Source organism: Streptomyces chisholmiae (assembly GCF_031845445.1).
In the GTDB taxonomy this organism is placed as follows: domain Bacteria; phylum Actinomycetota; class Actinomycetes; order Streptomycetales; family Streptomycetaceae; genus Streptomyces; species Streptomyces chisholmiae.
On record NZ_JAVREO010000001.1, the window covers coordinates 537,915 to 548,789 of the forward strand.

At 72.9% G+C, this 10,875-nt stretch carries 10 protein-coding genes; 9 read left to right on the forward strand and 1 reads right to left on the reverse strand.

Translation table 11 applies throughout. From position 1 onward, the window contains the following. Window positions 1–71: 71 nt before the first annotated feature. Entirely contained in the window at window positions 72–686 is a 615-nt protein-coding gene (locus RM844_RS02375) for a TetR/AcrR family transcriptional regulator (protein ID WP_311664090.1), read from the reverse strand. Between the two features lie 81 nt (window positions 687–767). On the opposite strand from RM844_RS02375, the gene RM844_RS02380 reads away from it, so the two are divergent. From RM844_RS02380 to araD, 9 genes are all read left to right on the forward strand, one after another. Next, entirely contained in the window at window positions 768–962 is a 195-nt protein-coding gene (locus tag RM844_RS02380) for a hypothetical protein (protein WP_311664092.1), read from the forward strand. A gap of 155 nt (window positions 963–1,117) precedes the next feature. Then, complete coding sequence (locus RM844_RS33475; RefSeq protein ID WP_394814396.1) at window positions 1,118–2,152, forward strand: metalloregulator ArsR/SmtB family transcription factor; 1,035 nt, start codon at window positions 1,118–1,120, stop codon at window positions 2,150–2,152. Window positions 2,153–2,363: 211 nt separating this feature from the next. Next, window positions 2,364–3,287 carry an aminoglycoside phosphotransferase family protein gene (locus RM844_RS02395; protein ID WP_311664096.1) on the forward strand — a complete coding sequence of 308 codons (924 nt, stop codon included), beginning with the start codon at window positions 2,364–2,366 and terminating at the stop codon, window positions 3,285–3,287. Window positions 3,288–3,344: 57 nt separating this feature from the next. After that, window positions 3,345–4,037, forward strand: coding sequence for an HAD family hydrolase (locus tag RM844_RS02400; protein WP_311664098.1), 693 nt, complete (start codon window positions 3,345–3,347; stop codon window positions 4,035–4,037). 136 nt (window positions 4,038–4,173) lie between these two features. Further along, window positions 4,174–5,061, forward strand: a complete 888-nt coding sequence (locus RM844_RS02405; protein WP_311664100.1) for a sigma-70 family RNA polymerase sigma factor — start codon at window positions 4,174–4,176, stop codon at window positions 5,059–5,061. Window positions 5,062–5,696: 635 nt separating this feature from the next. Further along, a complete protein-coding gene (locus tag RM844_RS02410; RefSeq protein WP_311664102.1) occupies window positions 5,697–6,878 on the forward strand; it encodes a right-handed parallel beta-helix repeat-containing protein in 1,182 nt (393 codons plus the stop codon). 639 nt (window positions 6,879–7,517) lie between these two features. Next, window positions 7,518–8,195 (forward strand): GntR family transcriptional regulator, encoded by a 678-nt coding sequence (locus tag RM844_RS02415; RefSeq protein WP_311664104.1) that lies wholly within the window; start codon window positions 7,518–7,520, stop codon window positions 8,193–8,195. Further along, window positions 8,192–9,109, forward strand: coding sequence for a dihydrodipicolinate synthase family protein (locus RM844_RS02420; RefSeq protein WP_311664106.1), 918 nt, complete (start codon window positions 8,192–8,194; stop codon window positions 9,107–9,109). Before RM844_RS02415 ends, RM844_RS02420 begins: the two co-directional genes overlap by 4 nt. Continuing rightward, window positions 9,106–10,869, forward strand: coding sequence for an L-arabinonate dehydratase (araD, locus tag RM844_RS02425; RefSeq protein WP_311664108.1), 1,764 nt, complete (start codon window positions 9,106–9,108; stop codon window positions 10,867–10,869). Before RM844_RS02420 ends, araD begins: the two co-directional genes overlap by 4 nt. Window positions 10,870–10,875: the final 6 nt, after the last annotated feature.

Sequence of the window (10,875 nt, forward strand, 5' to 3'; positions counted from 1 at the left end):
GTCGAGCCGGCCTCCCGTTCCCGGGCCCGCCGGGTACCGGGCGGCCGCCCCCGGCGCCCGGCGGCCCCCGGTCAGTCCTGGGCGAGCGCCGCGCTGACCAGGGTCCTGGCCGCGTCGTGCACGGCCTGCGCGGCGCGCGGCTCCTCGGCGATGGCGCTGCTGACGATGGCGCCCTCGTGCAGGCTGAGCAGCTGGACGGCCAGCGTCCCGGCGGTCGGCCCGGGCAGCCCGGCCTCGACCAGCCGGTCGTGGAAGAACGTCCGCAGCCACTTCTTCTCGGCGACGATCACCTTGTTGCCGGGATGCTCCGGCTCGGGCAGTTCGGCGAAGGCGTTCACGAAACTGCATCCCCGGTCGGACTCGTGCAGCCAGTCCGGCAACACCGCGAACGGCGCCAGCGCCCGGCGCACCGGGTCCGCGGCCCCGGCGTCCTCGGCGGCGAGCCGGTCGGCGACCAGATCACGCCATCGGCGGTCCCGGGTCTCCAGGTAGATGCGCAACAGGTTGTCCTTCGAACCGAACCTGTTGTACAGCGTGCGCTTGGTGACCCCCGACTCGGCGGCGATGGTGTCCACCCCCACCGCGTGGATTCCGCGCCGGTAGAACAGCTCCGACGCGACCTCCAGGATGCGCTGGGCACCGGGCGTCAGCTCGGTCCGCTGCGCCTCGGACGAGTCCGTGGTCATGGCGTGCTTTCCCCTTGCATATACAGATCGGTATACCTAGTCTGTCAGTAACTTCACAGACCAGTATAGGAGGAGGGTGTGATGCGGCGAATCTGGTGGCAACTGCCCAGGTCGTTCAAGGAGTTCGCGGAAGGGGTGCATGTCGGGCACGCTATCCGGCACGGCGTCCCCCGTCCGTCCGGCCGGCGTCCGGTCACCTCCCCGGCGACCGGGCGTCCGGAGTCCCCGGCCGCCGTCGACCGGGCCGGCTCGGCGGCCCCCATGGTCGACGCCTGACGGCCTCGCACGGCCTGGCGCGCGGCGCCGCCCCCCGCTCGGGGCGGCCCCGCGCGCCTCGTCTTCTCCGCGCTCCGCGGCGTCTTCTCCGCGCTCCGCGGCCGTGCCGTCTTAAGTCCTGGCTTATATAAGCGCCAACTCCTAGGTTGGTCGGCATGCACGCACTCGATGTGCTGGGCGATCCCGTTCGGCGGCGGATACTCGAACTGCTCGCCGGCGGCGAGCGGCCGGCCGGCTCCGTCACCGAGGTCGTCCGGGCCGAGTTCGGCATCTCCCAGCCCGCCGTCTCCCAACACCTGCGCGTCCTGCGCGAGACGGGCTTCGCCACCGTCCGCCCCGAGGGCGCCCGCCGGCTCTACGCGGTCCGGCCGGAGCGGCTGCGCGAGGTCGACGCCTGGCTGGACCACTTCCGGGCCTTCTGGGCCCAGCGCCTGGACACGCTGGACACCGAGTTGCCCGTGGCGCCCGGGGCCGGGGCCGCCCCGGCCGGGCCGAGCGCGCCGACGGCGAACACGACCAGGACAAGCGAGAGACGAGAGGAACGGCCGACGATGGCTGAGCTGCTTGACGAGATCAACGCCGTCCACCGGGCCGTGGGCCGGCGCGACATCCCCGCCGGGGCGAGCACCACGGTGCTGCTCAGCCGGCGCTACGACGCCACCCTGGAGGACGTCTGGAACGCCTGCACCACGCCCGAGCGCGTCGCCCGCTGGCTGACTCCGGTCACCGGCGACCTGCGGCCGGGGGGCTCCTACCAGCTGACGGGGAACGCGCACGGCGAGATCCTGCTCTGCGAGCGGCCCACGCTGCTGCGGGTGACCTGGGTCTTCGGCGAGGACATCACCCCGGCCGACGTCTCCGAGGTGACGCTCCGGCTGTCGCCGCAGGAGTACGGCGCCACGCTTTTCGAGCTGGAGCACGCGGCCGTCGGCGACCCGGCGTTCTGGGAGCGGTACGGGCCGGGCGCCGCCGGCGTCGGCTGGGACCTCTCGTTGCTCGGCCTCTCCTGGCATCTGGCCGGCACCGGGCCAGCCGACCCGGAGAGCTGGGCAGCCGCCGCCGAGGGGCGCGAGTTCGTGGTCAACACGAGCCAGCGTTGGCGCGCCGCCCACGTCGCCTTCGGCGCCCCGCCCGACGTGGCGCAGCGGGCGGCGGCCCAGACCACCGCCTTCTACACCGGCGAGAGCTGAGCCGGCCGTCCCCCGGTCCCCGGTCCCTGGCTCCGGCCATCGGCCTCTGGCCACAAGCCACCGGCCTCCGGCCACCGGTCAAACCGGACGACTCAGCGGCGGGCGCGTAGGGTTGACGGCCGGGCCCGGGATCGGCCGCGGGTGTCAGTGGACCGCCGCCGGCAGCGGTCCCGGCGGCCGTCGTCGGTAGCCACGGAAGGACTCCCCACCGGTGTGTGCCACCCCCGAGATGCCTCCGCCGCCGGCCAGGTTCCCGGCCGACGAGCGGCTGGTCCGCGACCTGCTGGCCGCCCAGTTCCCGAGGTGGGCCGGGCTGCCGGTCCGCCGGGTGGCCCGGGAGGGCTGGGACAACCGCACCTTCCGGCTCGGCGCCGAACTGCTGGTGCGCCTGCCGAGCGCCGCCCCCTACGCGCTGGCGGTGGCGAAGGAGCAGCGCTGGCTGCCGGTGCTCGCCGCCGCCCTGCCGCTGCCCGTCCCCGAGCCCGTGGCGCTGGGCACCCCGGCCGCCGGATACCCGCACCCCTGGTCCGTCTACCGCTGGCTGCCCGGCGAGCCGGTCGACCCGCTGACCGTCACCGACCTGCCCCGGCTCGCCCGTGACCTGGCCGCCTTCCTCGCCGTGCTCCAGGCCGTCGACCCCACCGACGGGCCGGCCCCCGGCCAGCACAACTGGTTCCGCGGCGGCCCGCTGACCACCTACGACGCCCAGGTGCGCGGCGCGCTGGCGGCTCTCGACGGCCGGCTGCCCGACCGGCTGCTCCGGGAGATCTGGGCGGCCGCGCTTGGCGCCCGGTGGGACGGCCGCCCGGTGTGGTTCCACGGCGACGTGGCACCGGACAACCTGCTGGTCCACGACGGGGTGCTGGCCGCCGTCATCGACTTCGGCACCTGCGGCGTCGGCGACCCGGCCTGCGACCTGGCGATCGCCTGGACCCTGTTCCCGGCAGCGAGCCGGCAGGTCTTCCGACGGCGGCTCGGCGTCACCGCCGACACCTGGGCGCGCGGGCGGGGTTGGGCTCTCTGGAAGGCGCTGGTCGGCCACGCGTCGGCGCGCGAGCGCGGGGACGACCGACAGGTCGAGGAGACCGGGGCGGTGCTCCGGGCGATCACCGAGGAGTACGCCACCGCCGGCTGACCGGGCGGCCGGCTGACCGGGCGGCCGGCCCCGGCCAACCGTTGCCATACTGGCCGGATGGCCACTCAACCCCCGCCTCGTGCCGTGTTGTTGGACTCCGGCGGTGTGCTGGTGCGGCCGATCGGCGGCCGCTGGAACCCGCGAGCGGACTTCGAGGAGACCGTCACCCGGCACGCCCCCTGGCTCACGGTCGAGCGGCTCGCCGAGGCGGTGACCGTGGGCGACCGCTTCCTGGCCGCCCAGGACCGCACGCCGGACCGGGACGCCTACCACGCCGCCATGCTCCGCCACCTCGGCGTGGCCCCCGGCCCGGAGCTGCTCGCCGAACTGGACCGGGCGGTGCCGCCCGCCGCCGTCCTGGAACCGTTCCCCGAGGTGCTGGCCACCCTGACGGCGCTCCGGGCCCGGGGCGTGCCGATGGCGGTGGTCTCCGACGCCTGGCCCGAGCTGCGGGACCTGCACGCGGGCCTGGGCCTGCGCACCTTCTTCGAGGTCTACGCCATCTCGGCCGAACTCGGCTGCGAGAAGCCCGATCCCCGGATGTACGCGCACGCCAGCGAGGGGCTGGGGCTGGCTCCCCAGGAATGTCTCTTTGTCGATGACCGGCCGGAACTGGTCGCCGCCGCGCTCGCCCTCGGCTACCGGGGGCTGGCCCTGGTCCGACACGGCACGCTCCCGGGGGGCGTGCCCGCGATCCGCGCCCTCGACGAACTCCTGCCGCTCTTCGCGGAGCGCCCCGCCGGCGCCTGACGGTGTCCGGTGGGCTGCCTGACCCGGTCCCGCCGGGGGATCGACCCCTTTTCCCCGCGATCCTGATCTCCGTGTCACATTTCCGGGGCCCAGCGCGTCATCTCTGGTGACGGGGGTCAGGGAGGGAATGCGACGGATGAACGAACGTGAGTATCTGGCGGAGAGGTTCGAGGAGCACCGGCCCCGCCTGCGGGCCGTGGCCTACCGGATGCTCGGCTCGTTGAGCGAGGCCGACGACGCCGTCCAGGAGACCTGGCTGCGGCTTGGCCGCGCCGAGTACCACGAGGTGGTGAACCTGGGCGGCTGGCTGACCACGGCGCTGGGCCGGGTCTGCCTCACCATGCTGCGGTCGCGCCGCCGCCGGGGGGAGGAGTCGCTGGAGACCTATGTCCCGGACCCGATCGTGGGGGAGACCGACGCCGACGCGGAGGGCGGGCCGGAGGAGGAGGCGCTGCTCGCCGACTCGATCAGCCTGGCCCTGCTGGTCGTGTTGGAGGCGCTCAGCCCGGCCGAGCGGCTGGCCTTCGTCCTGCACGACCTCTTCTCGGTGCCCTTCGACGAGATAGCGACCGTCGTCGGCCGGAGCGGGCCGGCCACCCGGCAGCTCGCGAGCCGGGCCAGGCGCCGGGTTCGCGGCGCCGAGCCGCCGGCGGACGCCGACCCGCCGGAGCAGCGGCGGGTGGTCCGCGCCTTCCTGGCCGCGGCCAGGGACGGCGACTTCGAGGCGCTACTGGCGGTGCTGGACCCGGAGGTGGTGCTGCGGGTGGACGGCGGGGCGACGGGCGCCAGCGCGCTGGTCCGTGGCGCGCACTCGGTGGCCAGCGGCGCGACGGCGTTCGCGCGGGTCACGGAGCAGGTGCGGCCGATGCTGGTCAACGGCGCCCTCGGCTCGGTGGCGCTGCGGGACGGCCGGCCGTCCTCCATCGCGGCGTTCACCGTGGCGGGTGGCCGCGTGGTCGCGATGACCGTCCTGTCCGACCCGGCCAGGATCGCCGCGCTGGACCTTCCCCTGCTGCCCGCCTGACCGGCTGGGCGCGGCCCGGTGGTGCGGGCGGTCGTGGGCCGGTCGGTCGATGGGCCGGTCGGTCACGACTGACCGGCCGTCGGGGCCGGCCGCCCGTGCGGACTGTCCGCGGTCGCCGGCCGGCCGGCGGAGGGGCCCACCGTTCCCGCGCGACGTCCGCTGCGGCCCCGGCCGTCCACCCCGCGGGGCCGCCCGTACCGGCCGCCGGTACTGATCGGCCGGCAGGTCTGCGCCGGAGAGCGGGACACCGGCCCGTGCCACCACCCCGGCCGCGCCGCTCCCGCCCGCCGGTCGCCTGTGTCCCTGACCGAGGCCGCTCAACTGGGCCGATGCTCCTCGCCCTGACGCTCTTATTGACGCCCTCCGGCGGCGTCGGCATACTCACCGCCAGTCAGCAAGCGCTTACATGCCTATGGGTCGGTGCCCCGACGGCCACGGTGTGCCCGATGCCTGTCCGGTCGGCGCACGCCGGCCCCGGCTGTCGACATCCGCTGGATCGAAGAGCCCCCTTGGACGAGGACGGTCTCATCGTGAATCGATTCACCCCCTCCCGGCCCGGTCCAGGACGCCGTGCATCGGCGCCCCGGCGGTCGGCGTCGCGGCGCTTGGCCTCCGACCCCCACGAGGAGTGCCCGATGGGAACAACCGAGGAACGCGCGCCGGACGTGAGCGAGGCCGCGCGCCGCGTCCGCCCGTTCCACCGAGGCCACGCGGTCCCCCCGTGGGGCCGCCGAAGCCGGGGCGCCGTCGCGCTGTTGGCCCTGGTCGCCGGTGTCGCGACGCTGACCGGCACCGCCGGTGGGGCGAGCCCGGCGCCGAGCGCGTTCGCCTTCGCCACCCCCGGCGGAGGTGTGGCTCCGGGAGTCGCGGCCCCGGTCGCCGGTCAGGGTGCCGCTCTCGACGCCGGGCTCAGCGCGGCGGCGCAGGGTCCGCCCTGCGGGGTCGGTGTCTACCAGGCGGAGGCGGTCCGGCGCGGCGACACCTGGACCGCCCCCGGCTACACCGGGTCCGACATGCTTTCCGCGATGCGGTCCGCGGTGGCCAGCCTGGACCCGGACCGGAGCGGGAAGCAGGCCGTGGTGGTGCGCGGTTCCGGCGCGGTGCCCGCTGACCAGTCCCTGGACCTGCCCAGTCACACGGTGCTTGAGGTGTGCGGAAGCATCGCGGTGACCGGCTCGTTCGGCGTCGGCCACGCGCCGGTCCGGATCAGGAACGCGACCGGTGTCGAGATCCGTTCTCTCCAGGTCACCGGGGTCCCCTACTTCGGCGTCCTGGTACGGGACAGCACCGACATCCGGCTCGGCCGAATCGACCTGCGGCTCTCCGGGGGGCGTGGCGTTCGGATCGACAACCACGTCCACGCCCGGCACGCGGTGGGGGACCACGGGGTGCGGATCGACCGGCTCTTCGTGTCGGGAGGCGGCGGTCACGCCGTGCAGGCGTTGGCCGTTGACGGGCTGCGGGTCGGCAGCGTCACCACCCGGGACACGGCCAGGTCGGGGCTGTTGCTCAAGGGGGCGAGCAACGTCCGCGTCGGGCGGGTCGACGGCGAGGGCAGCGGGGGCGGGACGGGGTACGCGGCGTTCCGGATCGCCGGCCTGGACGGTCGGGCGGGGACCGGGCGCCCGGTGAGCATCTGGGTGGGAGAAGTGATCGCCAGGGGCGGTGGCGGCGGAGTCCGCTGCGGTGTGGCGGGCGGCGACGCCGGGGCGCTGGGTGGCGGCGCGGAGATCGGCCGGATCGTTCTGCTGGGGGGCGGCCGCGACGCCGTGTTGATCGACAACTGCCGCGACGTGGGGCTGGTCGCCACGGCCTGAACGTGGGGGTGTGGCGGGCCGGCGGCCCGGTGTGGCGACCTGTCCACCGGGGCGCCCGCCCGCGTCGATGCGGGCGCGCCACCACGGGCGCGCACGTGGTCCGCGCGCGCTGTCCGGCACCTCCGCACGCCCTCGACGGCCGCGACGCCATGCCGCCTAATGGTTACCGAGCGTTGCCAAATGGTGGCCGCTCGGGGGATCTCGTTACGGAGGGTGTCATGTGTCTGCTGCGCGTCTTTCTTTGGCCCGTCATCGAGTCCGTCCTGTGGGTGCTGTCCGTGCCGGGCCCCGGCCGGATGGTGAGCTCGTGTCAGGGAGTGCCGTGCGGTCGATGTCCCGGCCGGTTTCGGGTGCCCGATCGGGTCCCCGCGGCCCCCGCCGGTGCTCGACGCGGCGGCCGGGCCCGCCATCGGGATCGCTGTCAAGTGCCCCTGTCGGTCGGCGTGTTGGCCAGGCGCCCGCCCCGGTCCCGCGGCCTCCGCCCCAGGTCCGATCCAGAAACGGAACCTGGTTTTGTCAGAACTGTTGACGGCGTCGGCTCCGGGTCCTACTTTCATCGGACCGCTCGTCGTACGCCATATGTCATATACGAGATGCCATATGTGCGATCTGAGACCCGAGAACTGAGGGCCATCCCGCATGAAAGCACCCCTGTCGGGCGCCGCACCGGTGCCCATTCCCTCCCGGACGCAGTTCGTCCTGGAGCATCTGACGCACGCCATCCTGACGGGGGGCCTGGTTCCCGGGACGGCGCTGGTGGAGACCGAGTTGGCCGGGCGGTTCGGGGTGTCCAAGACCCCGGTGCGGGAGGCGCTCAAGACGCTGGCCGGTCGGGGTCTGGTGGTGATGAGCGAGTACCGGGGCGCCTCGGTGCGGGGCGTGGACGCCGACATGGCGCGTGCGATCTACGACGTCCGCCTGCTGTTGGAGCCGGAGGCGATGCGCCGCACCGTGCGGGACGGAGCCGCGCTCACCGCCGCCCACACCGCCCTCGGGCGGGCCGACTCGGCGGCCGACAGCGCCGAACGATCCCTGGCCAACCGGGACTTCCACCGGGCGCTCTACCTGCCCTGTGGGAACCCGCTGCTGATCCGGATGCTGGACGACCTGCGGGACCAGGCGGCGCTGGTCTCCTCGTTCGTCTGGCAGACCGTTCCCACCTGGGAGCGGGAGGCCGAGGAGCACCGGCTGATCCTGGCCGCCGCCGAGGCCGGGGAGCCGGACCGGGCGGGCGAGTTGCTGGCCGAGCACATCAGGGGCTTTGTCAATCGGGCGTTCCCCGCGGAGGCGCCCAGTGAGGGGGAGGTGTCGGCGTGACCGACTTCAAGGCGCAGCGTGCGGCGTTGGCCGATGTGGTGGCGATCCCCGTCACCCCGTTCACCGAGGACGACCAACTCGACCAGGAGCAATACCGCTCGCTCCTGCGGCGACTTCTCGCGTCCGGCGTGCAAGCGCTTACCCCCAACGGCAACACCAGTGAGTTCTACTGCCTCACCGCCGAGGAGCGGCGGCTGGAGGTCGAGCTGACGGTTGCCGAGGTGGAGGCGGCCGGCAGCACGGCACAGATTCTCGTCGGCGTCGGTCATGACGAACGCACCGCGGTCGCGGCGGCGTTGGAGGCCCGGGCAGCCGGCGCCCAGCTGGTGATGGTGCATCAGCCGGTGCACCCGTATGTCTCGCTCGACGGTTGGGTGGACTACCACCGGGCCATCGCGGAGGCGGTGCCCGAGTTGGGTGTGGTGCCCTACATCAGGAATCCGTTGATCGACGGGGCGGCCATCGCCCGGCTGGGCGATGCCTGTCCGAACGTGATCGGGGTGAAGTACGCGGTGCCTGATCCGGTGCGGTTCGCCTCGGTGGCGCGGGACGCGGGGCTGGAGCGGTTCGTGTGGGTGGCCGGTCTGGCGGAGTTGTCGGCGCCGGGCTACTTCGCGTGTGGGGCGACCGGGTTCACCTCGGGTCTGGTCAATGTGGCGCCGGAGGTGTCGTTGGCGATGCGGGACGCGCTGCGGGCCGGGGACTATCCGGCGGCGATGCGGGTGTGGGAGTCGATCCGCCCGTTCGAGGAGCTGCGGGCCGACAGTCAGTCGGCGAACAACGTGACGGTGGTCAAGGAGGCGCTGGCGGCGCTCGGGCTGTGCCGGCGGGAGGTCAGGCCGCCCAGCTCGCTGCTGCCGGCGGCTGATCGGGAGCGGGTCGCGGAGATGGTGAAGGGATGGCAGCTGTCGTGAGCGAGGAGTCGGAGACGGGCCAGGTGGTGGCCGGTGAGCGGCGGCTGACCAGCGAGGAGTTGCGCAGCCACCGGTGGTGGGGCACGGAGGGGTTGCGCTCGTTCAGTCATCGGGCGCGGACGCGGCAGTTGGGGTATCTGCCGGAGGAGCATCTGGGTAAGCCGGTGATCGCGGTGGTGAATACGTGGTCGGATATCAATCCGTGTCATCAGCATTTGCGGGAGCGGGCTGAGGCGGTCAAGCGGGGTGTGTGGCAGGCGGGTGGGTTTCCGTTGGAGTTTCCGGTGGCGACGTTGTCGGAGACGTTTCAGAAGCCGACGCCGATGTTGTATCGGAATTTGTTGTCGATGGAGACGGAGGAGTTGCTGCGTTCGTATCCGGTGGATGGGGCGGTGTTGTTGGGGGGGTGTGACAAGACGACGCCGGCGTTGTTGATGGGGGCGGCGAGTGTGGATCTGCCGGCGGTGTTCGTGCCGGCGGGGCCGATGTTGCGGGGGCATTGGCGGGGGGAGACGTTGGGTTCGGGTACGGATATGTGGAAGTACTGGGATGAGCGGCGGGCGGGGCGGATCGGGGATCGTGAGTTGGGTGAGTTGGAGTGTGGTCTGGCGCGGTCGCCTGGGACGTGTATGACGATGGGGACGGCTTCGACGATGGCGTCGGTGGCTGAGGTGTTGGGGGTGACGATGCCGGGGGCGGCGGCTATTCCGGCGGTGGATTCGGCGCACAGTCGGATGGCGGCGGCGGCGGGGCGGCGGATTGTTGATCTGGTGTGGTCGGATGCGCGGTTGTCGCGGTTTTTGACGTTGGATGCCTATCATGACGCGGTCGCGACGGTGTTGGCGTTGGGTGGTTCGACGAACGCGGTGATTCATCTGATCGCGATGGCGGGTCGGTCGCGGGTGCCGTTGTCGTTGGCGGATTTCGATCGGATCGCGCGTGAGGTGCCGGTGTTGGCGGATCTCCGGCCGGGTGGGCGGTTTTTGATGGAGGACTTCTACTACGCGGGTGGGGTGCCGAGTCTGTTGGCTCGGTTGGGTGAGGAGTATCTGTGTCTGGATCGGCCGACGGTGGGGCACGCGTCGTTGCGGGAGCAGTTGGTGGGGGCGGCCACGCATGACACCGAGGTGGTGCGGCCGTTGGATCGGCCGTTGGCCGAGGGTGGGTTGGCGGTGTTGCGGGGGAATCTCGCGCCGGACGGGGCGGTGATCAAGCACATCGCGGCGCAGCCGCACCTGTTGAAGCACACGGGTCCGGCGGTGGTCTTCGATGACTACCAGACGATGCAGGCGACGATCAACGAGCCGGCGTTGGAGATCACGGCGGACAGTGTGTTGGTGTTGCGTGGCGCGGGGCCGTTGGGCGGTCCGGGGATGCCGGAGTACGGGATGCTCCCGATCCCGGACTACCTCCTCAAGCAGGGGGTGACGGACATGGTGCGGCTCTCGGACGCGCGGATGAGTGGCACCAGTTACGGCGCCTGTGTGTTGCATATCGCGCCGGAGTCCCATGTCGGTGGGCCGTTGGCCCTGGTGCGGGACGGGGATCTGATCACGTTGGACGTCGAGGCGCGGACGTTGCGTCTGGAGGTCGAGGACGCCGAGTTGGAGCGTCGGCGCGCGGCCTGGACGCCTCCCGAGCCGCGGTACGGGCGTGGCTTCGGCGCGCTTTATCAGGAACACATCACGCAGGCCGACACCGGCTGCGACTTCGCCTTCCTCTCCCGCGAGGGAGAGGTCCCCGAGCCCCACGCGGGCTAACCGACC

Excerpts from the sequence above, each read along its gene's own strand:
- RM844_RS02375 (WP_311664090.1), bottom strand. The coding sequence starts at position 686 with ATGACCACGGACTCGTCCGAGGCGCAGCGGACCGAGCTGACGCCCGGT.
- RM844_RS02380 (WP_311664092.1), top strand. The coding sequence starts at position 768 with ATGCGGCGAATCTGGTGGCAACTGCCCAGGTCGTTCAAGGAGTTCGCG.
- RM844_RS33475 (WP_394814396.1), top strand. The coding sequence starts at position 1,118 with ATGCACGCACTCGATGTGCTGGGCGATCCCGTTCGGCGGCGGATACTC.
- RM844_RS02400 (WP_311664098.1), top strand. The coding sequence starts at position 3,345 with ATGGCCACTCAACCCCCGCCTCGTGCCGTGTTGTTGGACTCCGGCGGT.
- RM844_RS02405 (WP_311664100.1), top strand. The coding sequence starts at position 4,174 with ATGAACGAACGTGAGTATCTGGCGGAGAGGTTCGAGGAGCACCGGCCC.
- RM844_RS02410 (WP_311664102.1), top strand. The coding sequence starts at position 5,697 with ATGGGAACAACCGAGGAACGCGCGCCGGACGTGAGCGAGGCCGCGCGC.
- RM844_RS02415 (WP_311664104.1), top strand. The coding sequence starts at position 7,518 with ATGAAAGCACCCCTGTCGGGCGCCGCACCGGTGCCCATTCCCTCCCGG.